Origin of the sequence: Moraxella bovis, assembly GCF_002014975.1 — a bacterium.
Classification (GTDB): Bacteria; Pseudomonadota; Gammaproteobacteria; order Pseudomonadales; family Moraxellaceae; genus Moraxella; species Moraxella bovis.
In genome coordinates this window covers 1-25,633 of sequence record NZ_MUXV01000042.1, presented here as the reverse complement: position 1 = coordinate 25,633, position 25,633 = coordinate 1, and the positions used below count along the sequence as shown (strand labels likewise).

General features: G+C 44.0%; 34 protein-coding genes and 1 pseudogene. 10 read left to right on the top strand and 25 right to left on the bottom strand.

Translation table 11 applies throughout. The features are described 5' to 3' along the window. Window positions 1–1,394 precede the first annotated feature (1,394 nt). A complete protein-coding gene (locus B0182_RS10220) occupies window positions 1,395–4,520 on the top strand; it encodes a S8 family serine peptidase (protein WP_143821716.1) in 3,126 nt (1,041 codons plus the stop codon). Between the two features lie 134 nt (window positions 4,521–4,654). Here the strand turns inward: B0182_RS10220 and B0182_RS10215 are convergent, their stop codons facing one another. From B0182_RS10215 to B0182_RS10120, 21 genes are all read right to left on the bottom strand, one after another. Further along, window positions 4,655–5,089, bottom strand: a complete 435-nt coding sequence (locus tag B0182_RS10215; protein WP_244893680.1) for a formyltransferase family protein — start codon at window positions 5,087–5,089, stop codon at window positions 4,655–4,657. A gap of 86 nt (window positions 5,090–5,175) precedes the next feature. Then, entirely contained in the window at window positions 5,176–6,336 is a 1,161-nt protein-coding gene (locus tag B0182_RS10210) for a GNAT family N-acetyltransferase (RefSeq protein WP_078274841.1), read from the bottom strand. Next, window positions 6,333–6,500: a hypothetical protein gene (locus B0182_RS14555; protein ID WP_162860443.1), complete on the bottom strand. Its 168-nt coding sequence runs from the start codon at window positions 6,498–6,500 to the stop codon at window positions 6,333–6,335. Before B0182_RS14555 ends, B0182_RS10210 begins: the two co-directional genes overlap by 4 nt. Continuing rightward, complete coding sequence (locus B0182_RS15355) at window positions 6,445–6,672, bottom strand: Com family DNA-binding transcriptional regulator (RefSeq protein WP_078274840.1); 228 nt, start codon at window positions 6,670–6,672, stop codon at window positions 6,445–6,447. The genes B0182_RS14555 and B0182_RS15355 overlap by 56 nt, the downstream gene beginning before the upstream one ends. Window positions 6,673–6,821: 149 nt before the next feature. Beyond that, on the bottom strand, window positions 6,822–7,370 hold the full coding sequence (locus B0182_RS10200; protein ID WP_078274839.1) for a hypothetical protein: 549 nt from the start codon (window positions 7,368–7,370) through the stop codon (window positions 6,822–6,824). A gap of 8 nt (window positions 7,371–7,378) precedes the next feature. Beyond that, window positions 7,379–7,576 carry a hypothetical protein gene (locus tag B0182_RS10195; protein WP_078274838.1) on the bottom strand — a complete coding sequence of 66 codons (198 nt, stop codon included), beginning with the start codon at window positions 7,574–7,576 and terminating at the stop codon, window positions 7,379–7,381. Beyond that, complete coding sequence (locus B0182_RS10190) at window positions 7,567–8,172, bottom strand: phage tail protein (protein ID WP_078274837.1); 606 nt, start codon at window positions 8,170–8,172, stop codon at window positions 7,567–7,569. The genes B0182_RS10195 and B0182_RS10190 overlap by 10 nt, the downstream gene beginning before the upstream one ends. Continuing rightward, window positions 8,165–8,992: a baseplate assembly protein gene (locus B0182_RS10185; RefSeq protein WP_078274836.1), complete on the bottom strand. Its 828-nt coding sequence runs from the start codon at window positions 8,990–8,992 to the stop codon at window positions 8,165–8,167. The genes B0182_RS10190 and B0182_RS10185 overlap by 8 nt, the downstream gene beginning before the upstream one ends. 19 nt (window positions 8,993–9,011) lie before the next feature. Continuing rightward, entirely contained in the window at window positions 9,012–9,395 is a 384-nt protein-coding gene (locus B0182_RS10180; protein ID WP_078274835.1) for a GPW/gp25 family protein, read from the bottom strand. A 61-nt stretch (window positions 9,396–9,456) separates the two neighbouring features. Further along, window positions 9,457–9,990, bottom strand: a complete 534-nt coding sequence (locus tag B0182_RS10175) for a phage baseplate assembly protein V (protein WP_078274834.1) — start codon at window positions 9,988–9,990, stop codon at window positions 9,457–9,459. Between the two features lie 8 nt (window positions 9,991–9,998). Beyond that, window positions 9,999–10,277: a hypothetical protein gene (locus B0182_RS10170; RefSeq protein ID WP_078274833.1), complete on the bottom strand. Its 279-nt coding sequence runs from the start codon at window positions 10,275–10,277 to the stop codon at window positions 9,999–10,001. Window positions 10,278–10,287: 10 nt separating this feature from the next. Beyond that, on the bottom strand, window positions 10,288–10,617 hold the full coding sequence (locus tag B0182_RS10165) for a hypothetical protein (RefSeq protein ID WP_143821715.1): 330 nt from the start codon (window positions 10,615–10,617) through the stop codon (window positions 10,288–10,290). Next, window positions 10,611–11,264 carry a phage tail protein gene (locus B0182_RS10160; RefSeq protein ID WP_078274831.1) on the bottom strand — a complete coding sequence of 218 codons (654 nt, stop codon included), beginning with the start codon at window positions 11,262–11,264 and terminating at the stop codon, window positions 10,611–10,613. The genes B0182_RS10165 and B0182_RS10160 overlap by 7 nt, the downstream gene beginning before the upstream one ends. Window positions 11,265–11,287: 23 nt before the next feature. Next, on the bottom strand, window positions 11,288–13,669 hold the full coding sequence (locus B0182_RS10155; RefSeq protein ID WP_078274830.1) for a phage tail tape measure protein: 2,382 nt from the start codon (window positions 13,667–13,669) through the stop codon (window positions 11,288–11,290). Next, window positions 13,662–13,754 (bottom strand): hypothetical protein, encoded by a 93-nt coding sequence (locus tag B0182_RS14630; RefSeq protein ID WP_208624053.1) that lies wholly within the window; start codon window positions 13,752–13,754, stop codon window positions 13,662–13,664. The genes B0182_RS10155 and B0182_RS14630 overlap by 8 nt, the downstream gene beginning before the upstream one ends. Window positions 13,755–13,779: 25 nt before the next feature. Beyond that, window positions 13,780–14,094 carry a phage tail assembly protein gene (locus B0182_RS10145; protein WP_078274828.1) on the bottom strand — a complete coding sequence of 105 codons (315 nt, stop codon included), beginning with the start codon at window positions 14,092–14,094 and terminating at the stop codon, window positions 13,780–13,782. An 82-nt stretch (window positions 14,095–14,176) separates the two neighbouring features. Further along, window positions 14,177–14,695, bottom strand: a complete 519-nt coding sequence (locus tag B0182_RS10140) for a phage major tail tube protein (protein WP_078274827.1) — start codon at window positions 14,693–14,695, stop codon at window positions 14,177–14,179. Further along, window positions 14,696–15,148: a phage protein Gp36 family protein gene (locus B0182_RS10135; protein WP_078274826.1), complete on the bottom strand. Its 453-nt coding sequence runs from the start codon at window positions 15,146–15,148 to the stop codon at window positions 14,696–14,698. 9 nt (window positions 15,149–15,157) lie between these two features. Then, entirely contained in the window at window positions 15,158–15,688 is a 531-nt protein-coding gene (locus B0182_RS10130) for a hypothetical protein (protein ID WP_078274825.1), read from the bottom strand. Between the two features lie 28 nt (window positions 15,689–15,716). Continuing rightward, entirely contained in the window at window positions 15,717–16,391 is a 675-nt protein-coding gene (locus B0182_RS10125; protein WP_078274824.1) for a major capsid protein, read from the bottom strand. A gap of 278 nt (window positions 16,392–16,669) precedes the next feature. Beyond that, window positions 16,670–16,873 carry a hypothetical protein gene (locus B0182_RS10120; RefSeq protein ID WP_143821713.1) on the bottom strand — a complete coding sequence of 68 codons (204 nt, stop codon included), beginning with the start codon at window positions 16,871–16,873 and terminating at the stop codon, window positions 16,670–16,672. On the opposite strand from B0182_RS10120, the gene B0182_RS14945 reads away from it, so the two are divergent. From B0182_RS14945 to B0182_RS10090, 7 genes and pseudogenes are all read left to right on the top strand, one after another. Then, on the top strand, window positions 16,857–16,997 hold the full coding sequence (locus tag B0182_RS14945) for a hypothetical protein (protein ID WP_244893679.1): 141 nt from the start codon (window positions 16,857–16,859) through the stop codon (window positions 16,995–16,997). The two genes, B0182_RS10120 and B0182_RS14945, sit on opposite strands and share 17 nt — an antisense overlap. Further along, window positions 16,979–18,137 (top strand): annotated as a pseudogene (locus B0182_RS10115) (AAA family ATPase). Before B0182_RS14945 ends, B0182_RS10115 begins: the two are co-directional and overlap by 19 nt. Window positions 18,138–18,147: 10 nt before the next feature. Then, complete coding sequence (locus tag B0182_RS10110; protein ID WP_078274822.1) at window positions 18,148–18,393, top strand: hypothetical protein; 246 nt, start codon at window positions 18,148–18,150, stop codon at window positions 18,391–18,393. 23 nt (window positions 18,394–18,416) lie between these two features. Beyond that, window positions 18,417–19,040 (top strand): DUF3164 family protein, encoded by a 624-nt coding sequence (locus B0182_RS10105; protein ID WP_078274821.1) that lies wholly within the window; start codon window positions 18,417–18,419, stop codon window positions 19,038–19,040. Window positions 19,041–19,119: 79 nt separating this feature from the next. Further along, on the top strand, window positions 19,120–19,392 hold the full coding sequence (locus B0182_RS10100; protein WP_078274820.1) for an HU family DNA-binding protein: 273 nt from the start codon (window positions 19,120–19,122) through the stop codon (window positions 19,390–19,392). An 82-nt stretch (window positions 19,393–19,474) separates the two neighbouring features. Beyond that, window positions 19,475–19,972, top strand: coding sequence for a gp16 family protein (locus B0182_RS10095; RefSeq protein ID WP_078274819.1), 498 nt, complete (start codon window positions 19,475–19,477; stop codon window positions 19,970–19,972). 116 nt (window positions 19,973–20,088) lie between these two features. Then, a complete protein-coding gene (locus tag B0182_RS10090) occupies window positions 20,089–20,466 on the top strand; it encodes a Mor transcription activator family protein (protein ID WP_078274818.1) in 378 nt (125 codons plus the stop codon). 194 nt (window positions 20,467–20,660) lie between these two features. Here the strand turns inward: B0182_RS10090 and B0182_RS10085 are convergent, their stop codons facing one another. Beyond that, window positions 20,661–21,941, bottom strand: a complete 1,281-nt coding sequence (locus tag B0182_RS10085; protein WP_078274862.1) for a dicarboxylate/amino acid:cation symporter — start codon at window positions 21,939–21,941, stop codon at window positions 20,661–20,663. Window positions 21,942–22,054: 113 nt separating this feature from the next. On the opposite strand from B0182_RS10085, the gene B0182_RS10080 reads away from it, so the two are divergent. Beyond that, the gene (locus B0182_RS10080; protein WP_078274817.1) at window positions 22,055–22,804 is read left to right on the top strand and encodes a TSUP family transporter; all 750 of its coding nucleotides are present in this window, start codon (window positions 22,055–22,057) and stop codon (window positions 22,802–22,804) included. 59 nt (window positions 22,805–22,863) lie between these two features. Here B0182_RS10080 and B0182_RS10075 read toward each other — a convergent pair whose 3' ends face one another. The 3 genes from B0182_RS10075 to B0182_RS10065 form a co-directional block, all read right to left on the bottom strand. Further along, window positions 22,864–23,559, bottom strand: a complete 696-nt coding sequence (locus tag B0182_RS10075; protein WP_078274816.1) for a hypothetical protein — start codon at window positions 23,557–23,559, stop codon at window positions 22,864–22,866. Between the two features lie 2 nt (window positions 23,560–23,561). Further along, window positions 23,562–23,774 carry a hypothetical protein gene (locus tag B0182_RS10070; RefSeq protein ID WP_078274815.1) on the bottom strand — a complete coding sequence of 71 codons (213 nt, stop codon included), beginning with the start codon at window positions 23,772–23,774 and terminating at the stop codon, window positions 23,562–23,564. 216 nt (window positions 23,775–23,990) lie between these two features. Continuing rightward, window positions 23,991–24,332, bottom strand: coding sequence for a hypothetical protein (locus B0182_RS10065; RefSeq protein ID WP_078274814.1), 342 nt, complete (start codon window positions 24,330–24,332; stop codon window positions 23,991–23,993). Between the two features lie 41 nt (window positions 24,333–24,373). Here B0182_RS10065 and coaBC point away from each other — a divergent pair, with 41 nt between their 5' ends. Continuing rightward, complete coding sequence (gene coaBC / locus B0182_RS10060) at window positions 24,374–25,594, top strand: bifunctional phosphopantothenoylcysteine decarboxylase/phosphopantothenate--cysteine ligase CoaBC (RefSeq protein WP_078274813.1); 1,221 nt, start codon at window positions 24,374–24,376, stop codon at window positions 25,592–25,594. Window positions 25,595–25,633: the final 39 nt, after the last annotated feature.

The following is a 25,633-nucleotide window of genomic DNA, read 5'->3' as shown; positions in this document are numbered from 1 at the left end:
TAAAAATTAACCAATCTTGTGAATATATCACAAAAATTAATAATACGAAAGCAGTTTTGTGATTATTTGTGTAAGTTTTCTTTCTGTGGGTTTGCCAAATGCAAGTGCTGTAAGATGATATCCGTGCATATGGACTAGGTGTTTGGATGATTAATCTGACGTCAAACTCGGGTTGTGACATCTATTAGTTTGTGAGTGACGATTAGGTATTTTCATGCAAATGATTATTTTTCCTATGTGGCGTACGTCTTTGATGTTGTCAATAAAAAATGACTATTTAAAAAGCAGGAAAACGTAGGCTGTGAATTTTCTATCAGACAAGTTTTTACGCTGAAAAATCATCTGTCGCTTAACTTGAGTGAACGTTAAAATTTTGCTTTAATTCTATATTTTAATCCTTACAATAATGTTTACATTTGTTTTGTATCCAATAATATGGCAATACAATAAAAATGACTTGCAAAGTAATTAAAAATAAACAAATGTACCGTATGATGAATCTATCATTTTTATTGATTCTTTATTAATTTTTTCTTAATAATTAATGAGTATTTTGAAGAAATCATATCAGTGTATAAATATTATAAATATCTTATATTTACCGAATATTTTATTGCTACTGCTTGGCATGTTGCTTGGTTGTGGCAAAAACGTGGCGATAATAAGGTTTTTATTTTAAACAAAAACTTGTGTTTGTTTCGATGATCAATAATTAATGAACATATATACTCTATTTAATATTTCTTATTTATTCGTAATATTGCCATAAAAATAATACATTATTTCTATATTAACTAAACTGTTAATATTTGTAAATAATAAACATTTGTTTATCTAAAAAAATAAATAATATAAATCAAGCAATTACAATCTTATTTTTGAAAATACAATAATACTGCAATTGCTTAATCTAGACATTAAGTTTATTTTTGATTAAAATTGCCAAAACTTGTGTAAATAAGTTTCACCGAATTGATACTTTAAGGGTATCAATATTGCAACATAGCAATCATTTACCATGTTGCAATATTGATACTTTAAGGGTATCAATATTGCAACATGGTAAATGATTGCTATGTTGTTGGGCATTGCATAAATTGTCTATAATAACTTGTTATGGATGATTGATGGCAATGATAAACTTAGTGACAATGATAAACGCAAAGAGGTGTAATATGTCATTACAAACTCAACCTGCCAAGAGAGGGTTCTATGTTAAGCCTTTAAGTATGGCTTGCATGCTGGTAATTAGTGCTAGTAGTACGGTAAGTTATGCCAACTCAGCTCCAATGATTGTTGATTCACAGTACAATAGTTCTAAATACTCTTTCTACGATTACTATTTAGATTTCCTTAAACGTTTTAGACCAACTCCAACTCCAGTGCCAAGCCCTGTGAGACCGGCTCCTGAACTCGTTCGTCCGACCCCAGCCCCGATTCCGGCTCCAACGCCTGTGCCAACACCGGCACCAATTAGTGGCGGTATATCAGGTAGCTATATTGCTCCAGTATCGCCATCAGAGGTGAGACAGCCTGATTACACAAGACGCGTTCAAGCCAATCTAAAACGCAACCAACCTGCACCAAGTGCTGGCACACGTACAGGTTATAGTGTCATGGATACGTCAAATAATTCTAATTTGACATCTAAATTTTATGGCACAACCGAAGATGGTTATGCCGAGCGTCTTGACAACCTAAAGAACACCATTGATACACGTCAAGCCAAAGTAGGTGTGATTGATACAGGCATTAACCGCTTCAACCGAGACTTGGTTGGTGCAAATGTGCATGATACACAGATTGAGTGTGTTTCTGCTGGACGTTCCACCTGCTATACGCCAGAAAATGATTCAGGCATTGTTGAAATCCCAACAACCTCTGCTAGTGGTAGTCATGGCAACCAAATGGCGGCTGTCATCGCTGGTAACAACGGCATGACCAACGCCAAAATTTACGGCAGTGACAGTATTGATCGACGTTCAAATGGTGGCAACCATTTCTTGATGATGCGTAAGCTGAACCAAGACCATGGTGTCAAGATTTTTAACAACTCTTGGGGTTCTAACAACACTGACCAATGGTACTACGATGCTCAGCGCCTAAATTACAATCCTACTACAGGACAGATTAATCCAAATCCTTACAGAACCAGTATTACCAATGCTGAAGTGACTTTGCCTGTCATTCATGATCTTATTATGAATCGTGACTCGCTTATCATTAAAGCAACAGGTAACGAAGGCTTGAACGATGCTCATGATGAAAACCTAGCACCGCTCATGAACAGCAACTTCAAAAAAGGTTTCATTACTGTCTCCTCGCCTAGAGAAGATTTTGGTAAAGCGAATCATTGTGGTCGAACTGCCGAATGGTGTGTATCCGCAACATCATCTACCCAAAATTACGCCAACGATGGCAGACTGAGTAGCTATAAGGGTACATCACCTGCAACCGCTCGTGTGTCCGGCACGGCAGTGCTCGTGCAATCTGCTTATCCTTGGATGAAAAATGAAAATATCTCTCAAACCATTTTGGGTACTGCCAAGGATTTCTCAGAGATTACTGCCAATTCACCTAATGGCTACCAAGGACTAAGAAAGGTTAGTAGATTGCCATCTGGTTATTACGGCTCTTATTACACTGACAATCAGGGTAATTTCTATGTTCCTGGCAATGTCAATTGGGAAAACCGTCGAATTGTCGCTAATCATAACGGCAAGAACATTACATGGGAAGATGGTTGGGGTTTGTTAGATCCAGAAGCGGCCGCTAAAGGTTATGGTGGTTTCTATTGGGATAATGTGGAATTAGACACTAAAGGCACGCCTTTATCTGTATTCTACAATGACCTAAAAGGTGATAAAGGCTTTACCAAAAAAGGTGAAGGTAAACTTGTCTTTACTGGTAATAATAGCTATAAAGGCGACTCTGTCATCGAGGGTGGTTCACTAGAAGTAAATGGTAACAACGGTGGTTCAACCATGGTTGTTAAAGGTGGTGAACTAACAGGTTATGGTAATGTAGCTAATGTTCGTCAAACAGGTGGTTGGGTTAACAACGAAGGTAACCTAAACATCAGAGGTGACTACAACATCAACACTCAACGTGGCGTGGATGCTGGTCTAAAAGCTCAATTTGGCAACATGCTTACCGTGGACGGTAAGGCCAAACTAGGTGGTACACTAAATCTAACTGGTGAGACCAAAGATGGTATCATCAGCAAATCAGGTAGCCGTAGCACTGTACTTCGTGCTAAGCGTGGTCTTGAAGGTCAATTTGACAATTATCGTTCAAGCAACCCATTATTTGAAGTAACAAATGTTGAATATACGCCAGAAGTAGACAGAAATGGCAGAGTGGTAGGTGGTTCACGCACGAACAATGACGTGCAAGTAACTGCCAAACGTCTAAGTGCAGGCAATGTTGTTTATGGCATCAGCATGAATGACAGTGGTAGCCGTGTTGCACAAAACCTAGACAAAGTACTTAATGATTTAGATAAAAAACAAGAAACACAAGGTTCACTGACCAGTGATGAGAAGCAATTTGCTAACCGTGTATTCACTGGTTTTGAAAACATGAATTCTGGTGCAGAATCTAAACTTTCTACAGTAAGCACCAACCGTGAGCTATACAAGCTTGACCCAACTTTCTATGCTGACAGTGCATTAAACGCAGTAGAAGACAGTGCTAACCATGCAACCGAATTTGGTAAGCGTGTTAGCGCCCCAAGAGGTGTTTGGGGTAATATCAGTCACCATGATTATGATGTAGAACTAGAGCATGCTACAAGTGCACGTAAAGGCAACAACATTAGTGTTGGTGCAAGCACTCAAACTGCAGCCGACATTAGTGTTGGTGCACAACTTGATGTAAGTAAACTTGACTTGGAAGAATCTGTTTATGGTATTGGCAACAAAACCAAAACTGACAGCATTGGCTTGACTGTTGGTGCTTCTAAGAAGTTGGGTGATGCCTATCTATCAGGTTGGGTAAAAGGTGCCAAAGTTGATACAGAAGCGAACCGTGGTGAAAACTCTAACAAAGTTGAGTACAATGGTAAGCTATATGGTGCTGGTATCCAAGCGGGTACAAACATTGATACTGCATCGGGCGTGAGTGTACAACCTTATGCCTTTGTTAACCATCAGCAGTACAAAAACGATGGTAGCTTCAATGACGGTCTTAACGTTGTTGACGACATCGAAGCAAAACAAACTCAGGTAGGTGTGGGTGCTGATATGGTGTTCCAAGCAACACCTGCTCTACAGCTTACTGGTGGTGTGCAAGTTGCTCACGCTGTTAGCCGTGACACCAACCTAGACACTCGCTATGTTGGTACAGCGACAGATGTACAGTATGGCACTTGGGATACTGACAAAACCAAATGGTCAGCCAAGGTTGGTGCTAACTATAATGTGACACCAAACAGCCAAGTGGGTCTAAACTACAGCTACACAGGTAGTGGCGATTCAGATGCTTCCCAAGTGGGTGTGAGCTTCACCAGCAAGTTCTAATTCATTAATAAGGCAACAAAAAACAGCACAATTTCGGTTGTGCTGTTTTTTGTGATGCCGAGCGTAAAATTTTCCCAAAAAAAGCGTGATAATTACCACGCTTTTTTATTGCATATTGCAAAATAGTATTGCATTTATGGGTTGTTAAGCAACCCGTCCAAATACCCCCTAAACAACTCCACCCCAATCGGTGTTAACTTGTTTTGCCACAGGCTCGTCAATGTGTCGGCATCATCAACCATTACCGACTTTTGAGCCAGCACCTGCCCTGTGTCCCAACCATCGTCAAGCTGATAGAGTGAACCGCCCACAATCTTGTCGCCATTATCAAATGCGAGTTTGACGGCGTTTTTGCCTTTATATTTAGGTAACAGACTTGGGTGGCGGCCAACCGCTCCAAGCCTTGCCTTGTCTCTTGCTCGTTTTTCCACAAAACAATAAGCGTGGGTATCCACCCCAGTCGGCACTTGGTCGGCGGTTAGGGTTTTGTCGTGGACAGCAATGGGGATTTGGTGAGTGGTTGCCAATCTTGCCAAACGGTCTGTATTTTTTTGGGGGCGATACAGCAACCACTTTAATCGCTGGCTGGGTTAAACACCACGCCAAAAGCCTTTCAGCAAGCCATTTTTGCCCGACTATCATAACAGATAAAGTCTTATTCGTCATTAAAATTCTCCCCCAAATATCTAAAACCCTGCACCGCTCTAAAATGTCCGCCATAGCCACTACCAGCACTCTTGCCACTTGCTTTGGATAGGGTTTGAAAACTTCGCATTTTGTTGTCGCCGTGTAGTTTGGCACTAATCTGCGTCCATTTCTTATCACGCCTTAATGCCTGTGCAAGGTTTGGGTGGCTGGTGTGAAAAATGGTTCGCAAGGGCTTGTTGTAGCGGTTGTTACCCTCAAGCCACATTTGACATATAGCATTTAAAAACCGCATTCCAATGCCAGCCCCTTGCCATTCGGGCATTACCACCAATCGGCAAGCACGGGCTTCTATAAGACCAGGCGTTGTACTAACCGCCAAATGAGCCACCAATTCGCCATTAACCACCGCCACATAGTTGGTGGATGCAATCATTTTGGGCATTTTTAAATAATGATGTGGCTCAAAAAGCTCCCAAAATCGCCAGTTGGTTTGGTAGATGTCAAAGGCAATGGGTGGGCGTTGCCAAAGAGACCTCCGATGATTGACAGTAAATTCGCCCGTGTCGGTGTTATATACCCAGTCAGGCTCTAACCAATTAAGCACATCATAATGACAGGTCAAAAGAATGGCTTGTTTGCCTTTGGTGCGTTTCCACGCTTTGGCAAAGGCGGACGCACCAATACAGGCAATTTGCCTATCTACCACGCTACTAAATTCATCAATGATGAGTCGGTTTGGTTCATCAGCAAGGGCTTTTGCAAGATTGGCACGAAACTGCTCGCCATTGTTTAACACCTGAAAGGGTCTAAGCCACGCAGGGACTGTGCCAAGTCCAACGGCTGACAAACAAGCGGTGGCTTTGTCTATGCTGTCGCCTACGGCAATTTGGTCTATGATGGGTTTGTCGGCTTGCCAAGTGGGCTTATAAATGGGCGTGTCTGCCCAGATTTGTTTGCCAATGCTCGTTTTGCCCGTGCCAGAGCGACCGACAATCACACCAAGTTGCCAGTCGCCTTGCCCGTTTTCATCTTGCCAATGTTCAGGCTCTATGGGTAGGTCGGCTGTGATTTTGACATCTGCCCCAGTTTCTACATTAAACAAGGATTTGACCCGCTGTGCTCGGTAGCTGTCAAAGTCGGTGCAAGTGTGATGGATATTAACAATCATACAACCACCACCTTAGCTTTGTAGCCTAGTTGTTTAAGGTGTTCAAAGATGGCTTGTTGGTGGGGTTCGTCATCGCATTGGATGATTAAGCCAAATTTGGGCTTGTAGTTAAAGCCGTTTTTGGCTGGGGCTTTGGGGTTGATTTGTGGGGTTGGCTGTGCCATTGGGTTTCTCCATATTTAACAGGTTGTGAGACGCAAGGTCTGCTAAATTGGTACGCAAGGCACGCTCAAAATGATTAAAATGACTGCAACGGCGACATTTTATGGCAAGCTGGTTAAAAACATCAATTTCCAATAAAACTCGCTTGCAGTTTTGACAGTTTAGGGGTTTCATATTTTACCTAGTGCAATAATACTTCATAATGTGGTATGATATGCCCTGCTTGTACAAGCAGACAGGGCGTACTCTTGCGATAGGTGGTTTAACGCTGGCTATCAATGGGGAATGACTGACTGTTCCAGCAGAAAGCCATTGCCCTGTTTTTATCTATAAAAAGTTACATTCACTCGCCCTGCTGGGTGTGCAGTTTCATTTGGTGGAAAACCTTTTGGGGCTTGTCTAATGTTAATTCTGTGATTAGGAATATCTAGTGTGATGTAATTTTCAGCATCATTTATAATTTTGTTTGTAATGGTTATGACAACTTGTGAGCTGTCTGTTACCCAATCAGGGATAGTAACAGTGGCATTATAATAAGCTCCCAATGAACGAGTGCCATCAACGACAGGCACAAAACCACCAAAGGTTGTCTGTGCTGACACACTCATTCCCCATGCTTTTGGTGTATCATTGTCAGAATAATGGGTTGATAAGTTAATGTCAAAAGCAGTAACAGGCGTTTTTGCACCGCCATTAGTTTGACCGCTATTTTTAACAATCTCTGCAACCTGCTCTTTTAACGCATCAATCTGTTTTTGTAATTCGGCATTGCCATCTGTGCGGTCTTTGATTTCTTGGTCTAGCTTTTCGTCAAGGTCGCCCGATGATTGGTTGTTACCGCCATTTTGAATGGTGACTTGTATCTCGTCCACTTTGGTGGTTAAGCCATTGATTTTTCGTCAATTTCTTGGGTTTTTTGTTCTTGCTCTTGGCGTTTTTTGTTCAAAAATGCCGTACGATTGGCAAGCTCAATATGTGGTCGGTTATCTACGCCATCTTCGCCCCCTTCTACGGGGTCGTTAGGTTCAATTAGGTAAATATTTTCTACCCATTCATCGGTTTCTTTGATTAGTGCCATTGTGCGATTACTCCGTTGTAGCGGACAGCCCCATTGTGATTGATGGTGCGGTCGTGTTTAAGATTTTTAAGATGAATAGAAGCCAATTTACACCGCAAGGGAGCGACATCAGCAAGTAACGCCCGAATGTTTTCGGCATCAGCTTTACTAATGGGCTTTTGCATAATCAGCCTGTAATATGTCCAATGTCCGCCATAGCCATAGTGCCTTGTACGGTCGTGGCTTATGGTGCGGTCGTGTGTATAATAGCCAAAGCGTTCTTCCAATTCACAATCGCCAAACCCCAGCAAAGCAAGGGTGCGTTTGATAGCCCACGGCGTGCCTTTATGGCGGTGGATTTGAATTGTCCCCTTGATAAGCTCTCGCTGTTCGTCATCAGAATGGGCAAACTCCCAGCCGTCCCCAAACAAACTAAACTGGTCGGCAAAAGCGGTCAAAGCGGACTTTGGGGTAATATCAATCAGCATTATTAAGGCAAAAGGCGGTAAGCTATCCAAGCGTTTTAACAAACTTTCAAGCACCAAAAACCTTTGATTTTGCAAAGGGCTTGGCAACACGCTATCAGTAACCAAGCCGTTTAAATGAGAGTTAGCCATTTTGAATTGTCCCCATTTGAATTTGAATGTCAGTACAGTTTGCCCATTCAAAGGCTTGTAAAATAATAGGCTCGGCTGGCTCTATAACCTTGACTTGCCAGATGTCGGTGCTGGACACTGCATCAATGATTTGACTTGGGACGACATCTCGCCCCAGTTTGGCTCGCAGGGTTTTGGTATAGTTTTCGGCTCGCACCTTGCTATCCGCCAAAACTTTGTCAGGCACAGCCAAAGACAAAGGCGAGACTTCCAACACAAGGCGAAAGTCTTTTGCCTTTGCCCCTGCCACAAACACACGGTCGGACAAGGGGCGTTTTTTCTCATCGCTGGTATTGTCAAGCACCTTTTGAATAAGCTCATCAGACACCACACCGTCAGCGGTCAAGATATGAATATAGATGTCGCCATTACCGCCACGCAAAGCATCCGCATCAATGATTCGGCTGTCAGCAGACAAGGCGTGGTAAATGTAGGCTTGGCGTGAGCCTGTGGTGGCGTAGCTTTCAGGGGCTAGGCGAATGCGTTGTCTCAGCTGTTCATCCGTTTCATCATCAAGACGCACCACGCCAAAAAAGTCGCCCAAATAATCTAACATTACCCCACTGGCAAATGCCAAAAGGTTCTGCTCGCACGCCAGTTGAATTTGGGTGCGAATAAGCATTTCACGGTAGGCAATCACATCAATAAACAGGCGGTCAGCTTGGGCTGGGTAGAGTTTTTTGTTGCCCAGTTGTTCATACAAGGCAATAATCTCGCTTGTGATGGCACCCACATCACGGTCTATAAAATGCGGTTTGTCTAAAATGGGGCGAGTTATCATTGCTTTTTTCCTTAAATCACTAAACCTTATAAGTCATATTTTGTGGCACAAGGCTATCAATCGGTGTCCATTGGATATTAAACACCACCCCTGCAAATACTCTTGTTTCGTCATATTGCTTGGCACGGATTTTGACCGATTGCACTCGTGGCTCATTTGCCAAAATCGCATCGGTGGCGTAAGCAATAAACAGCGGAGCGACTTTGGAAAATTGTCCGTCCAAAAGCCCCAAGCCTTCACAGCCAAATTCTGGACGGTGTGGCACGCTCCCTTTTGGCGTGGACAAGATAATGGCAATGGCTTGCTCCACATCGGCAAAGCCAATCACAATGCCGTCATCATCTAAGGACGGTTGCCAATGGCTTGCGGTGGAAATTGGGCTGGTTTCGGTGCTGATATTCATAACGCTATCATAAAAGGTTTGTGGGTTTCTTGATTTTATGGCGGTTTAAGGTATTTTGGGCTTAGATTGGTGGCGTGGTAGAACCATTACCGCCACGCACACCGCCGTGCTTATGGGTTTTAAATGACCTACCGCCAATGATGGCATCTTTGCTAATGGTTGCTGTGCCATTGATGGTCGTGTCGCCGTTAATTTCTACCGCTCCGTCAATCGTGGTTTTGTCAGCAGTAATGTTGGCATTTTGGCAAATGATGTTGATTGTACCTGTGGCATTTACGGTCAAGGTGTGGCTGTCATTGTCATAAGTAATCGCTGTGCCGTCATCAAAGACTTTGGCGAATTGGTGGCGGTCTGCTGGAGCGTTGTCCACATCACTAAACACCGAGCCTAGACAAATTGCCGTCTCGCCATCATCGGTCAAAAGGATTGCCACTTGTTCGCCTTTGACAGGTGGGTCAAAGTGTTTGGCATTACAACTTCTGGGCGTTACCACAAGAGCAAAAGGCGATAGCATATCGTCCTTATCAGGCAATATTGCTTGAATGCGAAGCGGTGCATATTCAATGTGATGAACCAGACCAAACACAAGTTCCATATTATCCCCTAATCAATTTTACAAAATGCCACTTCGGTGGTGTAGCCTGTACTTCGGCTAAGGCGGTGGGTCGCTTGCTTAATGCGGTATTTTCCGTCAAATCGCCCAAAACCCGTCAAATGAAAATTACCCCCAGCCGTCAGCCGTGTGTCGCCCGAGACGGTAAATTGCCCTTCACATTGTTTGTCTTGTGAATTTGCAAGCCCTGCCTGTGCTTTGCTGTCCGCCACATCAAAACTTGTGGCATTGGTATTTAATTTCTTGGTGTCTTTGCTATGCCTTGCCATTATTCGCTCCTTAATTTACCTGCGTAACCTTGCCATTTTGTACGCCATAGACCACTAAGGACTTGGGTGATTTTTTGGGTTTGGCGGTGCTGGTAGGTTGTTGCTTAGGATTGGCGGATTTTTTGGGTTCGGTTTTAGTATTGTTGGCACTCGCCTTAATGGTTTGTTTGGTTTTGGGGTTGTGCTTGGTAACACTTGACTTTTCTGGCACAGTGCGGATTTGGTCGGTAAATCGCCAGCCCCTAAAAATTTGACTGCGGTCAAGAGTGGCAATGCTTTTGGCATTGTTTAAGGCGGATAATTTGCTAAAAATCAGCCGTTTGCCACTCACTTTTACCAAATAACCATGGCGTTCTTTTTTAGCTCACCAAATAATAGGCTTGCTGTTTGGGTTAGGTCATTGATTTTGGTAAAATCGCCATTACCCACATCAACCGCTTGTCTTACTAACGCCCTTGCTCGCATTTGGGCGATTAAGGCTCGTTCCAAACTTTGTAAGGGCTGTTCGGTCGGCAGTAGCGTGTTAATGTCAGGCGTTTGGGCGGTGGCAATTGGGTTTTGTTGCACCGCCTTGACATCTTGCACCGCAGGAGCTTTGGGGCGAATGGTAGTATCGCCACTAAATTCACTCAAAGTCAAATTGCCGTCAATGATTAAGGGGCGACCACTTGTTGCCACTTCCACAAAAGTTACATCAACATCATCAAGGGTAACATAGCCCACATAGTCTAAATAATCAAAAACTAATGGCACAGGATTGCCGTTATTTAACACGGTTTGTAGCTGTGCCAAAACAGTCGCAGGGTCGCAAAATTGATAATGCAAACGCACGGTCAGTCGCCACTCGGTAAGCGTTGCCCCAAGCCTTTGTTTGGTAGGTTTGCCAATTGCCAAGTCGTGCTTGGCAAAGTCATAGGCAAATCGGGCATTGACCCCTTGCAGAAGTTTGCTGTCTTTGATTTGAATTGAGCCAATATTGGTTATCATTTTTTAATCCCATTGCTGTTTCATTAGGCAAATGCCCTGCGGTTACGGTCTTTTTCATAGCGTTCCATCATCGCCACAAATTCACGGTAGCCCATTGCCAAGCCTTGTTGTACTTGGCTTGCCACATTGCCCCCATTGCCGTTGATTTGAATGGTTGGGCTAAAATGAATGGTACTAGCACCGCCACCGCCAGCCGATGTATTCGCCAAAACTTTGTTTGAATATTCGGTTTGGGCGAGACGATTTGCCATTGATTGACTTGCCTTGACGGCTTGGCTTGTTTTACCATCAATGCCGATTGCTACGCCTTCGGCAATGTTCGCCCCAAAACCCATAAACACACGGCTGGGAGAACGGATACCCAACGCCCCTTTAAACGCACCAGCGACAGAGCTTGCCATTGCACTCATTTTGGCTTTTAATTCGCCAAACTTAGCCGTTACGCCATTGATAAGCCCTTGAATAATGTCTCGCCCAAAACCTGCAAACTTCGCCCCAAGCCCTTTAAAATAGCCAAACACCGCCGACCACGCTCGGATAAACAAGCCCAAAGGCGAAAAGCTGGCAATGGTTCTTAAAATATTTGATACACAGCTATTAGCAAAGGCTTTTAGGCTTGCCCACAAATTCATAAAAAAGGCTTTAATGGGTGTCCAATGCCTATAAATCAGCACCGCTCCCATAATGAGTAGCCCAACCGCAAGCCCAATGGGGTTTGCAATTAGCACCGTACGAAGTACTGTAAACGCTGTGCCAATCATACGAATGGCAGAAGCAAAACGAGTCGCCATCGGAGCAAAACGACCCAGCACCGCCATTCCACGCAAAATTGCAATCCCCGCACGCAAACGATTAAACAGGGTAACGGCGGTCATAATGGGTTTAACCACCGACAATACTGCAAAACTAATGCCCCAAAAGGCAACTTTGGCAATGAGCAGACCGCCCACAATCTTGATAATGCTGGCAACCAGTTGTGGATTTTGTTTTGCCCAATTGCCAAAGGCGGTTATCATTGGTTTAATACTGGTTAGGGTTTGATTGACCGCAGGAAGCAGGGCATTGCCAATCGTTACCGCAAGGTCGGTAATGTGGATTTTAAAAGATTTGAGCTGTTCGGCGGACGACCCCATTCGCTTATCGTAGTCTTTGCCAATGCCGTTGCTGTTAGCAGAATTTAGCGAGCCTTGTTTAATGCGTTCAAACTCATCTTTATTGCCCATCATCGGGCGAATAAAGCTCATCGCTTGTTGGTCTTGGAACAGCTCGCCTAATTTGTAGGTTTCGTTGAGCCTATCCACCGCCATTTGTCGTTCTTTGTCATCTTTGATGGACATTGCTTTGGTAAACTCAGCAAGAGCCTTAGGCGACTTTGTGCTAACATATTGCTCAATGGTGGAGAACATCGCTTGTATTGGGGTCATACCATTTGCAACCAAGTTTTGCATTGATTTTTGTAAATCAATGCCCGCCTTCTCAAAGTCTTTCATTGTGTCGGGGGCAGTCAGCTTGGACAGAAAGTTTCGCATATTGTTGGCTGCCTCGTCCGAAGTGCCAGCCCCTTTTCGGGCAATCTGCAAACTTGCTCCAATCTCAGCAACCGCTTGCTCGCCTTGCACGCCCAATGCTTGATAATAAGGCGTAAGGCTAGGTAGCCATTTTGCCATATTTTTGACTTCAAACTGACCTGCCTTACCAGCGTAACCGAGCATATTCATTGCCCTGTCCCAACCTGCATCGCCTATGCCTAAGTTATTTCTTAATGCAACGGTGGTATTTCCCAAATCCTCAAAGGATGCACGCCAAGCGGTCGCCGTTTGGGTCAGTTTGGGTGTGTAATTTTCAATTTCTTTGGCGGACGAGATGCCCCCAGCGACAAGGGTGTTTAATTCTGTGCCAATGTCATCTAGGGTTTGATTGTATTGTAGGGCGGTGGCTCGCACGGTGTCGCCAATCCGAGCCTGTTCTTTGGCTGTCCATTCGGCGGTAATGGATAGGTCAATAATGCGGTCTTGGAATTTAACCGCTTGCAGAATGGCATTCCCCACAGGCACAGCAAAAGCCGTCAATGAACCAACGCTGTTGGTAAAATTGCTTTTGCTGGTGTCTTGGAGTTGTCCAATTTGTTGCCCACGAGCAATGGAACGATTTAGGCGTTCTTGGGCTTGGATAACTTGGTTAATAGCGTTGGTGGTGCGTTGATATTGTTGTTGCAATCTGCCAATGTCAGCGTGTGGACGAGACAAAGACCGAGCCATAATGTCGCCCAGTCTTTGTTGTCTTGCGGTGAGAGCTTGGGCGGTACGGTCAAGGCGATTTAAATCATTATTGACCCCATTTAAGGCTCGAGACAGACTGCCGTCCACCATTGCCCCAATGCGTACAAATAAATTCATATCAGCCATTTGTCATCGCCTTATTTTGCCTATCTATTTGGGCATTGGCTTCATCCACCCACGCCAAAAACTCGTCCACCGTCATCGCTTCCATTTCAGAAGGCTGGATATGAAACCACTTAGCGAGTAGCGATTGCAGTTTCGTCCAGCTGTCCATTGGTACGATTGAAATTGAGTGCTTGAAATCGCTCACGCACCGCCATATAGTCAGCAAGGAACCTCTTGTCTAGGTCTTCCACCACCAAATCACAGCTCATTGCAATCATAATGGTTTCGGTTTCAGCATCATCGCCACCGCCTTGTTTTTGGGCGGTTTTCATTTGACGCACCACCAATGGTTTGACGGTTACTTGTTCAATCGGCACGCCTGCATCGGTGGTAAAAGGCGTTTCAAGTTTGATGGTGTTAGCGTTTTGAGAAATTGGCTTAGACATAAAATTACCCTTAACGGTTGAAAAATGTTAAGGGTAATTTTAAGGGGTTTGTTAAGATTGGAATTTTAGGGCGGTTTAATGCTTACATACCAATATTTTCACGATATTCTTTTAGCACATCTTCGCCATTGATTTTGACAATGTTAGCAAGTGCGTCAATCTCTACAATTTCATAGCCGTCATACACTTGCTTAAAATAAGTACAAGTAAAATCATACTCGCCGTCCACCGATTTGTGCTGTTCAAATTTACCAGTCGGCATATTCTTAAAAGTTACCGTCATAAAAGTAACGAGTGGCACATTACTAATCACGCCGTGATTGCCGTGTACTTGCACATTGGAGCGGATTTGTAGCTGATTGGATTTAAAGGGCGATAACAGTTTGGCGGTATCAGGATAGATGGAGTTAAACTTCATCTTACCTTCCATTTTGTCAATGCCTGTGGTGGGTAGTTCTACCTTGCCTACCATTCCCATTGCTTTGAACTCATCAAAGATAAATTTAATGTCGGGATTGTCCACGCTCTCCACCTTGCCAAGCAGATTTACGCCGTTTAGATAGGCATTGCCCTGTGTGATTTTATGAACTGTGATTGACATTTACAGACCCCCTAAATTAACCGATTTTAAATTTAACAAAAACTCGCCTGTTACTTCTCGCTCAAAGGTAATCCGCTCCATTGGGAAAATGGGCGTAAATTTGTAACCAATACGAATACGCCCTGCGGTCAGCTCGCTTGGCGGGTTGCGACCCACATCAAAGAACGACTTGCCGTCCACCACCGCAGGGGGCAACTCAAAGCCTTCTGGACGGCGTTCGTACAAGGCATAGCGAGCGATTTGTTTGGCACATTGTTTAACCAGCGTGGGCGTGTTTGCAAAGGGCAAGGTGTATCGGTTACGCAAATAACCATCCACTTCTTCACACGCCTCAACAATGACCGTTTGCACTAAATCAAAGTTAATCTCACCCCCTGCGACATCGTCCGACAGCTCACGCATTACGCCATCAGAGACAAGGGCTTTTAGCTCGTCTATGCTGATGTATGCCATTGTTTACCCTTATTCTTCATCTTCAATTTCAAGTGGTATCGCCTTATTATCGTCCGCCACCAAAAGGGCAACAAGCTCGTCATTTTTGGCTTTGGGGTTGTGGGCGATACCACGAGCGGTTAATTGGGTGATGAGTTCGGCTTTGGTAAGTTTGTCATACGCCAACACAGGTACAGGGTCAGGCATAGAGACAGGGTCAGCAGGTGGCGTGCCTTCGCTTGGCTGTGGCTCGGCTTGGGGCTGGGTTGGTTCATTGACAGGCGGATTTGGCTTGCTGTCATTGCCGACACTTTCCCTATTATCCAAATGCGAATTTGAATTCGCATTTGGTGGGTTATCTGCACCAGATTGGTTGGCATCGGTTTGTTTTTGTTCAAATTCTGCCACTTCGTCAGCCGTTGCTACTCGCACATAGCCCGCTTTTTCTAAGAACAGTTTGTCGTTTTCAGACAAACACACCACATCAGAAATCGCATAAGGCGTGCCGTTATGACGGATTTGTGCTAGCACCACACAGGCAATCATAGATTTATTTAGCATTTCTTAACTATCCTTTAAAATAAAAACATTAAGCCACATTGCTAATCAAATACCCTGCGTGAATGCCAGCAATGACAGGCACTCGCTCATCGGTAACAGGATAAAAGAAAGTTTTGGCATTGTTGTCATAGTACGAAGTTTCCACAAAGGGGTGTCCTTCCATACCGTAGGTGTAGCCAAAAGCAGGGGTTTCACGATCAAATTCTGATGTGGGTGGCGTATAGGCAAGCACCACATCTTTGCCCCACACATCTTCCACTTGCCCTGTTTCATCACTCAGCATTACCGCCTTGCCCACCGCCACTGTTTCAATTTCAAACAAATCGCTAAGCATTTGGGCGGTAATGCCTTTGCCGTCTGCGGTAATAGTTAGGCGTTTTTTGATGTCGGGGTGATTTTTTAAGGCTTTAAAGGCAATAGGCGATAGCACCATCGTGTTTGCGTCTGCCCCTGTCTTTTGGCGAATGGCATCTTTGCCTGTTTCAATGTCGCCAAAGGGGTCAGAGCTTGCATCCGTCCATTGGCTTGTGCCTGACAGAGCGGTTTTGTTGGTGTCTGGGTAGTTGGCAGGGTTACGAGCCATAGTCGCTTGCTGGACTTCAAGCGGTAACATAATGCCACGCATTGCCTTGTTGGTGGCACGCACGCCAAGTTTAATGCTTGGACTGACAGCGTCCGCATCTCGTAGGTCTTCTCGTGGCACTTTACCTTCTGGCTGTGCAGTTCTAGCGAATAGGCTTGCCCATCGTAACCAATGTCAATGCGTTTGGTGTTTGCCCCACGAGAACGCTGGGTCTGATAAAGAACAAAATCTTTGTCGGTAAACATCACCACTTTACCGCCCGACTTGGTAACGGTTACTCGGGGAAATAACAAATGACCGACACTTTCAGGGATTTGATAGCCCTGCACAACATTGGTTAAGACTTGGTCTACAACGATTTTAGACATAACTTTTCCCTAAAAATCAAAAGGTTAAAATCAACGGATTAAAATTTCAGCGTGGCTGTCTTGGTGTGCGTCATACAGCACCACGCCCACCACTTTGCCTTCGTAGCTTGCCAGTTGGCTTTGGGGGACAACCATCATTGTCCCATCGTAGACAACTACATCGCCTTGCTTAACAGGGCTTGTGGCAATGTCTTTTAAATTCATACTGGCTGTGCCAATGGCGGTTACAGACACCATTTGCCCCTGTTTGCCGTCTGCGTCGGTTACGCCAAGTAAGGATGGCGTGGTAGCGTACCTGCTACAAAAAGAGCCGTTGCAAGATGAAGCCAATGACCTGCTATTAAGAGCGGTGGGCTAGGAGCAAAAAATGACCTTAAAAGAGCTTTAGCCAAACACAAAATCAGTCAGCGAACATTGGCGGACGGCATTGGGCTAAGTCCTGCAAGCATTAACAGCCTTGTTAATACAGGGGCTTACCCCAAAAGCCTAGACCGTGCCAAAATTGATGCTGATATTGTTAAGTTTTTACAAAACAAGGGGGTTGATACAGACAAACTTATCATTGCCCCCGAACCAAAAACCCAAACCAACCAAAAGGAAGACCTTATGCTTCTTAGAAAACAAACCCTAACAATGAGTGCAAAAAAACACTTTGGCTTGTTTGAGAGCCCCTTTACCAGCGACATTCGCTCGGCTGATGAGCTGTTTTTGTCAAATGATGTGCATTATGTGCGTGAAACCCTGCTCCACACCGCCAAACACGGTGGTTTTGTGGCGGTAACGGGCGAGTCGGGAGCTGGCAAAACCACCCTAACGGGACTTGATAGACCGTATCGCCAAAGAAAATCAGCCAATCATCGTCACCCAGCCTTATGTATTGGCAACCGAAGACAACGACATTAAGGGCAAAACCCTAAAATCTGCTCACATTGCCGAAAGCATTTTGCACGCCTTAGCACCCCTAGAAAATGCCAAACGCAGTCCAGAAGCCCGTTTTCGCCAAATCCACCAACTTTTAAAAGAAAGCCACAAGGCTGGCAACAAACACCTTTTGATTATTGAAGAAGCTCACAGTTTGCCCTTGCCGACCTTAAAGCACCTAAAACGCTTTTTTGAGTTAGAAGATGGCTATCAAAAACTTTTGGGCATTGTGCTTATCGGTCAAAATGAATTGGCATTAAAGCTGTCCGAACAAAACCCAGCCATTCGTGAAGTCGTCCAACGCTGTGAAATTGCGACCCTTGACCCAATCGCCCCAAATGAGCTTGCCAGTTATTTGTCGCACCGCTTAGGAAAAGCCAAAGCCCTAAACCAGCTCATAGACGAGAGCGGTATTTTGGCAATGACAAACAAACTTGTCCGCACCGACAACAAGGGCAAAGTGGTGCAAAGCCTGTTGTACCCCTTAGCCGTTGGCAACCTTATCACAGGGGCGATGAACCTGTGTGCCGAGCTTGGTGTGCCTGTCATCAATGCTGATGTTATTCATAATTTGTAAGGAGTGAGAAATGGTAACAAAAATCCAAATTGATGACGAAAAGCACGAACGCTACACCTTGTCCGTGCTACTTTTGGACGAAGCCATTCAAATTCTTGTCAAAAATGGCAACCTTGACAAAGAAAAATTGGCAAATGCAATCGGACAAGCCAAAGATGAGTTATTTGAACTTAACAAAGACAATGATGACCATCTAATGAAAATGGCGTTATTTCTGAACGCCAACACCCTGCAAAGCCGTTATTTGGCATTGTGATTTTAAACAATCGGAGTAAATTTATGACTACCCATACCCCTGTAACCGTCCCCGAAGGCTACCGCCTGAATGACAAGGGACACCTTATCCCTGTGGATAAGATTAAAGAAATTGACAAACTAAGAGACGAAACCGTCAAAAAACTTGTGGGGCAAGCCATCAGCCTACAAATCCAAATGCGGTCAATCAAAGGGCAGGTATTTGGTGAATTTCACAATTTTGTGGAACTCTCCGCCCAAGAGTACGATACCCAAATTGGCGGTAAAAAGGGCAATGTTACCCTAATGAGCTTTGACGGCAAATACAAAGTACAAATTGCCATTCAAGATAACCTAGTCTTTGACGAACGCCTGCAAGTTGCCAAATCACTCATTGACGAATGTCTGCGTGAGTGGACAGCCGACAGCAACGACAACATCAAAGCCATTATTGATAACGCCTTTGCCGTGGACAAAGAAGGCAAAATTAACATCCGCCGAGTACTATCCCTGCGTAGCTTAAATATCGTTGATGACAAATGGCAAAAAGCAATGACGGCTATCTCAGACGCCACCCAAGTCATCTCATCAAAAGAATATATGCGGTTTTATGAACGAGATGAACACGGTAAATATCAGCAGATTAGTCTTGATTTTGCCAACCTTTAAATTTAAAGAAAACCAAAACAATGGCAAGAGTTGGTCGCCTTGTCATTGTCCCAACAGACCACTTTAAAAGGAAAATCTTATGAACAAGAAAGAACTTATTCAAGCTGTCGGCGAAAAAACAGACAATGCCAGTTTCTACGCCAAAAATGTCATTGACGCAACCCTTGCCGTCATTAGCGATACTTTGACAAAGGGCGATGAAGTGATGCTGGTCGGCTTTGGTACTTTTTCGGTGCGTACCCAAAAAGCCCGCACCGCCCGTAACCCAAAGACAGGCGAAAAAATCCAAGTGCCAGCCAAAAAAGTGCCGAGCTTTAAAGCAGGCAAAGGGTTAAAAGAAGCTGTAAATTAAACCATTCTTAGGTAAACAAAAGCGTTTAAAGTGGGTTAAAAGTCGCTTTAAACGCTTTTTTAATAATCATTTGGAGCATAAAATGACCCAAAGCACTCAAACAAAAACCACAAAACCCTACGACAAAAAGAAAAAACTTGTCCAGCTTATCCACATTGGTAAATCCAAGCTGTGCCTTGATGATGAAACCTACCGCAGTCTTCTGGAAACTACCACAGGCAAGACCAGCACAAAAGAAATGACATTGGGTGAGTTAAACAAGGTGATGACAAGGCTAAAACAGCTTGGCTTTACCCCCACCGCCCCCAAGTCAGCAGGTAAAATCAAGCAAGACAAAGACCCCCAAGCCAAACTTATTCGCCACCTTTGGCTCACCTTGCACAATCTTGGAGCGGTAAGAGACCCGAGCGAAAAAGCCTTGTGTGCTTATGTCAAACGCCAAACTGGGATTGATTTATTGGCGTGGCTACCTACCCACAAAGCAAGCCGTGTGATTGAAAGCCTTAAAAAATGGTTGGAGCGATTGGAAAAACAAGCCGAAACAACGGAAGATACTGCTCCGCCAAACCCCCAAAACTAAAATAATCCCAAACAAAAGCCACGACAAAAAATCGTGGCTTTTTTGTGGCAGTTACCTTTTATTACCGTTGTTTTCTTTGCTAAAATGTGGGAAATAACAAAAATAAAGGTGCTTTTATGACCGACAGCAAACGAAAGGGCAAATTTAATGCCCAAGCCGAGAACTTTTTTACCGATTTACGCTCCTTTGGCACACAAATCATTACCCACACCACAAATCTTGATGAACAGACTGCCAACCAAATCGCAGGTGAGCTTGCCAACCGCCTTGCCCAGCATTGGGGCGGTTCTATGTTTTATGTTACCAAACACAACGCTTGGCAATACCACGAGAGGGATTTGGCGATTTGGGAAGCGTTTAAGGTCGATAATCATTTTGAGCTGGTGCAAAAATTTAATTTGTCGTTGCCCTATATTTATGAAATCCTAGCCCGTATGCGAAAAGAGTACCAAGACCGCTCCCAACCTGACTTATTTTCCCAAATTACTTCCTAACAACAAAAAAGGCTTTGATAAATTCAAGTTTGACACTCAAAATCATCAAAGCCTTTTTTATTGCACACTATGCAATGCTACTTCAAACTCTATCCTAATCTAACCCAGTCGTTCCCATCATTTCCCACATTTATCCTACCTGTCTGGGTTAATTATCTATCTTGTGTTTATTTTTGATTTTCAAATATCAACAATCAAGAATCCCACACTTCTTTATCCAACGTATTTTCTTGTTTGGCAACAGTTACCACCCCTGCGATGTCGCCCCCAACGTTTAGGGCGGTGCGTCCCATATCAAGCAAGGCATCAATGCCCAAAATCATGCCATAGGCAATCGCCACCGCCGAGCCAGCTTCCACAGGCAAGCCAATGGATTCTAGCACCATAAGTAGCATAATTGCCCCTGCTCCTGGCACACCTGCTGTCCCAATCGCCCCAAGCACGGCAGTCATCGTGATGGTCAGCATTTGCGAGCCGTCAAGCGGTACACCCACCGCATTGGCGATAAAAATCGCACACACGCCAAGATATACAGTCGTGCCGTCCATGTTCATCGTCGAGCCGACAGGCAAGCCAAAGCTATAAATGTTCTTAGGCACGCCCATGTTTTGCGATGACTGGATAGACACAGGCAAGGTTGCCCCTGATGAACGGGTTACAAAGCCTGTGATAAGGGCAGGGCGAGCTTTTTTCAAAAAGACAAGTGGGGAGAGTTTCATTAACGCACAAATCACGCAGTACACCAGTAGGATTTGCATGATAAAGCCGACATAAACGGTTGCTGTAACGCTTGCCAAAGAGCCAAAAGCGGTTGCCCCATTTTTTGAAAAAACAATAAAAATCAACGCAAACACGCCAATCGGAGCGTACTGCATGACCCAACCGACAATCTTAAACATCGCTTGGCTAACCCCGTCCACAAAATAAAACACCGTGTCCGAGCTTTTTTTGACATTCTCATCATCGCTATCACGCCCAAAGGCAAGAGCAATGCCAAATATCAAACAAAAGAAAATCATGGGCAAAACTTGACCGCTACTAATCACGCCGATTGGATTGGTGGGGACGATTTCAAGCAGGATTTGAAGCATGCTTGGAGCTTCGGCGGTTTTGCCTTCACTTGCGGTGTCGGCGATGAGTTCTAGTCCCAAACCAGGGTTAAAGAGCTTGCCCACACCAAGCCCGATGATGATGGCAAAAATGGACGTAATGGTATAATAAATGAGTGTTTTTATGCCGATACGCCCAAGCTGGGCAGGCGTGATTGAGCTTGCCCCCACGATGAGCGTGGACGCAATGACAGGAATGACAATCATCTTTAACAGACGAATGAACAGCTCGCCAATGGGCGATAAAATGCTAATGGCGGTTTGGGCATTTTGAAAAATGATACCGCAAATTGAGCCTAGGATTAAGCCGATTAGGATTCTTAATAATAAATTTGGCTTAAAATACCATGAAAAAAGTTTTGACATAACAAGTCCTATGATGTGCAAAAGCATGATTTTAAACAAAAAACACATCATTTTAACATAAATTTACAAAATTCAGTCATTTTTTGTTAAAATAAGAATTTTGGGCTAATAACATGGAACTCACCACTCAGCTTATTTCCATACTCTTTTTTGTGGCGTTATTTGCAGGCTTTATTGATGCCATTGCAGGCGGGGGCGGGCTTTTGACCATTCCTGCTTTGCTTTTGACAGGCATGAACCCTGTGGCGGTGCTTGCCACCAACAAATTACAAGCCTGTGCAGGGTCATTCTCGGCAAGCCTTGCAATGATAAAAAAGGGGCTGATTCACCCCAAAATGATGAAAATTGCTCTTGTCTTTGCCTTTGTTGGCTCAGGCGTAGGGACGATTTTAGTACAGCTCTCGCCCCCTGATTTTCTAAAAAAGGCGTTGCCCTTTGTCATTGGGCTGGTGGGGCTTTATACGCTGTTTTCGCCCAATTTGGGCAAATTACAAACCGCCCCCAAAATAAGCCAAAAAACTTACGAGCGTACCATTGCCCCCTTGATTGGCTTTTATGATGGCTATTTTGGACCTGCAACGGGGACATTTTTTAGTCTGTCGCAGGTGGTTTTGCGTGGGCGTGAATTGATACAAGCCACCGCTCGGGCGAAACTGTTAAACTTTGCCACCAATTTTGCCAGTTTGATATTTTTTATCATTGGTGGGCAGATTGTTTGGGTGGTGGGGCTTGTGATGATGGTCGGGCAAATCATTGGGGCATTTTTGGGCAGTCATTTTGTGGTTAAAGGCGGGGCAAAATTTATCCGCCCTGTGATTGTGGTGGTGTGTTTTTGTATGGTGGTGAAATATGTTTTCTTTTGATTTGTAAAAATGGCTATAATACGCACCACTTAACTTAAAAAATTAAATGGTGCGTAGTATTATTTGCTTTGGTATTCTAATAATTTATCATTCCAACGATAAATGATGTTTGCTGATTTTGCCTTGCCTTTTTCTTTATAAATAATGTCATAAAATCCTTTGGTTTTTTGTTTGGATAAAATTAAAATATGTTCCGATTGTTCAATATGGTGCTGGCGAGTGCCGTCATCATTCCAACTGCCTGCAAGGTATTCAAAATAATAAGTGGGAACAGTTAAAATGGGTGTTAATTGACCGTTAATCACCGCAAATAAAGTCATCGCTTGACTGCTAATCCCACCGCCTGAAAATCCTGCAAAAGTTTTAAAGCGTATGCCAAATGCTTTTGTGCTGTCATTTAATTGATAATTGGCGGTGTCTATTCTATCCAAAGTGCCAATGGTTTTATTGTCATCAATAATGCTGTTAATGGCAAAAGACGATTGATTGATTTTTTGTTCATTAAAAGTTTGGCTAAATTTTTCTTGATAAGGTTTGGCGGATAATTGCCATTGCCCATTATTGTCTTTTTGGGCAACTGCCAATGTAATCATCGCCAAATCATCGCTTTCACAATTGGCATAAAGAGTGTGTTCTTCATATTGCCAATCAACCGCTTGATGATAAGAACAAGCGGTAATGATGTATTGATTGTTATTCCAAGCACGCACACCCAATAACGCTAATTTTTCGGTATCGGTAGAATGTCCAATCAATTTTAAAAAGGCGTTACATCTTTATTTTGACGAGACAATGCCGAAAATTGGTCTTTAAAAATGCCGTGCATTTGTTCGTCATAGTGATTTTGAATTTCTTTGCTTGTGATGGCTTTTGGTACTTCACTAAGAGAATTGACAATTTTGGCGTTGGCGGTTAAAAAGGACAAACTGCCAATTAGTGATATTAAAAATAATATTGCCAACTTTTTCATAAGTTACTCCAATAGTTCAAAATTCAAATACTTAGACGCTTTTTTATCAAAAGTCATCACAAGCAAATGATTTGCAATTTGACAATGACAAGTCATTAATAAATACGACTATATAACAAATTAACCCTAAAATACCACAAGCCGTAGGTGTGTATTATGCACCGATTTTGAGATTATTTATAATTGGTGCATAATACGCACCCTACGCTCAATTCTTTAATTTATTTTATTAGCATACACTTGCCCAATACTCTCATTCATTTCTTCAACGGTTGCTACAATATCGGATTTAATGGTCTTTTTTGCCAACAATTCAGCCAAAGACAGTTTTTTGCTTGGCTTGGGTATTTCGGCTTGGGTGGGTTTAACCCTATCCAAAATTGGTAAATCAAAACAAATTAATCCATTTTCATCAGCCAATAGCTTTAACTGCGACAAATCCACATTAGGAATAATTAAAGTATTATTTTGAATAACAGCGGTAACTTGTATTGTAATTGCTCCCAAAAATTTATTCCCATTATAAATAAAATCCCCCCAAATGGCAAACACCGCCAATTTATGCTAAAATAGCCCATTTTCAATTTACCTTTAAGCCAATGACCCCCAAAAATATCCTACTTGCCATAACAGGCGGGATTTCCGCCTACAAATCCGCCATTTTGGCACGCCTACTTATCAAAAGCGGACACCAAGTGCGTGTGATGATGACCCCTTCGGCTTGTGAGTTTATCACGCCTTTGACTTTCCAAGCTTTGACGGGCAACGAAGTCCACACCGAGCTTTTGGACGCACAAGCCGAAAAGGGAATGGGGCATATTGAGCTTGCCAAATGGGCGGATTTGGTCGTCATTGCCCCTGCAAGTGCCAACACCATTGGCAAGCTGGCAAACGGCTTGGCGGACAACCTTGTCACCAATGTCATTCTTGCCACCACCGCCCCTGTAATGCTCGCCCCTGCGATGAACCAAGCGATGTGGGGCAACGCCATTGTGCAAGATAATTTAGCCAAACTTGCCCGTTTTGGCTTTACTATCATTGCCCCCGACAGCGGTGAGCAGGCGTGTGGTGATGTCGGGGCGGGGCGATTGCCCGAGCCAGAGAGTTTATGCGAGCAGATTGACCAATTTTTAACCATTCAAAACACCGCCCAAACTTTGGCGGGCAAAACGGTCGTCATCACGGCAGGGGCAACGCTAGAACCCATTGACCCCGTCCGCTACCTATCCAACCACTCCACAGGCAAAATGGGCTATGCTCTGGCAAAAGCGTGCGTGGGTGCAGGGGCAACAGTCACCATCGTGGCAGGGGCGAAGGTCAATCTACCCACGCCTTTGGGGGCGCAAAAACGCACGATAGGCACAGCGGACGAGATGTTACAGGCGTGTTTACAGGTTTGTGAAAAGGCGGATATTTTTATCGCTACGGCGGCTGTGGCGGATTTTAAGGTTGCCAATATTGCCACGCAAAAACTCAAAAAAACCGCTGATAATGACGGCTTAACCTTACACCTTATCAAAAACCCCGATGTGCTGGCGACAATCTCTACCACTTATCCGCATCTTTTGACCGTTGGTTTTGCTGCCGAGACCAACGATGTGGAAAATTATGCCAAAGGCAAACTCATCGCCAAAAATTTGGATATGATTGCAGTCAATGATGTGTCCGATAAAACGATTGGCTTTGGGTCTGATGACAATGCGATGGCGGTATTTTTTGCGTCAGAATATGGGCTTGATAAGGTCAATTTGGCAAAAATGAGTAAGGATAACATTGCTAAGGGGCTTGTGGGGTGTATTGGAGAGCTGTTGGGTGGGTAATTTAATATTTGTCTCTAGTCCAAAAAGTATGCTACACCC

What these genes read in the sequence shown, in the direction of transcription:
- B0182_RS10180 (WP_078274835.1), bottom strand. Translation starts at nt 9,395, where the DNA reads ATGAATATCAGCACCGAAACCAGCCCAATTTCCACCGCAAGCCATTGG.
- B0182_RS10090 (WP_078274818.1), top strand. Translation starts at nt 20,089, where the DNA reads ATGACCGACAGCAAACGAAAGGGCAAATTTAATGCCCAAGCCGAGAAC.
- B0182_RS10185 (WP_078274836.1), bottom strand. Translation starts at nt 8,992, where the DNA reads ATGATAACTCGCCCCATTTTAGACAAACCGCATTTTATAGACCGTGAT.
- B0182_RS10105 (WP_078274821.1), top strand. Translation starts at nt 18,417, where the DNA reads ATGACTACCCATACCCCTGTAACCGTCCCCGAAGGCTACCGCCTGAAT.
- B0182_RS10160 (WP_078274831.1), bottom strand. Translation starts at nt 11,264, where the DNA reads ATGATAACCAATATTGGCTCAATTCAAATCAAAGACAGCAAACTTCTG.
- B0182_RS10175 (WP_078274834.1), bottom strand. Translation starts at nt 9,990, where the DNA reads ATGGAACTTGTGTTTGGTCTGGTTCATCACATTGAATATGCACCGCTT.
- B0182_RS10195 (WP_078274838.1), bottom strand. Translation starts at nt 7,576, where the DNA reads ATGGCACTAATCAAAGAAACCGATGAATGGGTAGAAAATATTTACCTA.
- B0182_RS14555 (WP_162860443.1), bottom strand. Translation starts at nt 6,500, where the DNA reads ATGGCACAGCCAACCCCACAAATCAACCCCAAAGCCCCAGCCAAAAAC.
- B0182_RS14945 (WP_244893679.1), top strand. Translation starts at nt 16,857, where the DNA reads ATGGCGGTTACAGACACCATTTGCCCCTGTTTGCCGTCTGCGTCGGTT.
- coaBC (WP_078274813.1), top strand. Translation starts at nt 24,374, where the DNA reads ATGACCCCCAAAAATATCCTACTTGCCATAACAGGCGGGATTTCCGCC.
- B0182_RS10130 (WP_078274825.1), bottom strand. Translation starts at nt 15,688, where the DNA reads ATGCTAAATAAATCTATGATTGCCTGTGTGGTGCTAGCACAAATCCGT.
- B0182_RS10155 (WP_078274830.1), bottom strand. Translation starts at nt 13,669, where the DNA reads ATGGCTGATATGAATTTATTTGTACGCATTGGGGCAATGGTGGACGGC.
- B0182_RS10085 (WP_078274862.1), bottom strand. Translation starts at nt 21,941, where the DNA reads ATGTCAAAACTTTTTTCATGGTATTTTAAGCCAAATTTATTATTAAGA.
- B0182_RS10100 (WP_078274820.1), top strand. Translation starts at nt 19,120, where the DNA reads ATGAACAAGAAAGAACTTATTCAAGCTGTCGGCGAAAAAACAGACAAT.
- B0182_RS10190 (WP_078274837.1), bottom strand. Translation starts at nt 8,172, where the DNA reads ATGGCTAACTCTCATTTAAACGGCTTGGTTACTGATAGCGTGTTGCCA.
- B0182_RS14630 (WP_208624053.1), bottom strand. Translation starts at nt 13,754, where the DNA reads ATGGAAGCGATGACGGTGGACGAGTTTTTGGCGTGGGTGGATGAAGCC.
- B0182_RS10080 (WP_078274817.1), top strand. Translation starts at nt 22,055, where the DNA reads ATGGAACTCACCACTCAGCTTATTTCCATACTCTTTTTTGTGGCGTTA.
- B0182_RS10145 (WP_078274828.1), bottom strand. Translation starts at nt 14,094, where the DNA reads ATGTCTAAGCCAATTTCTCAAAACGCTAACACCATCAAACTTGAAACG.
- B0182_RS10070 (WP_078274815.1), bottom strand. Translation starts at nt 23,774, where the DNA reads ATGAAAAAGTTGGCAATATTATTTTTAATATCACTAATTGGCAGTTTG.
- B0182_RS15355 (WP_078274840.1), bottom strand. Translation starts at nt 6,672, where the DNA reads ATGAAACCCCTAAACTGTCAAAACTGCAAGCGAGTTTTATTGGAAATT.
- B0182_RS10210 (WP_078274841.1), bottom strand. Translation starts at nt 6,336, where the DNA reads ATGATTGTTAATATCCATCACACTTGCACCGACTTTGACAGCTACCGA.
- B0182_RS10110 (WP_078274822.1), top strand. Translation starts at nt 18,148, where the DNA reads ATGGTAACAAAAATCCAAATTGATGACGAAAAGCACGAACGCTACACC.
- B0182_RS10140 (WP_078274827.1), bottom strand. Translation starts at nt 14,695, where the DNA reads ATGTCAATCACAGTTCATAAAATCACACAGGGCAATGCCTATCTAAAC.
- B0182_RS10135 (WP_078274826.1), bottom strand. Translation starts at nt 15,148, where the DNA reads ATGGCATACATCAGCATAGACGAGCTAAAAGCCCTTGTCTCTGATGGC.
- B0182_RS10170 (WP_078274833.1), bottom strand. Translation starts at nt 10,277, where the DNA reads ATGGCAAGGCATAGCAAAGACACCAAGAAATTAAATACCAATGCCACA.
- B0182_RS10095 (WP_078274819.1), top strand. Translation starts at nt 19,475, where the DNA reads ATGACCCAAAGCACTCAAACAAAAACCACAAAACCCTACGACAAAAAG.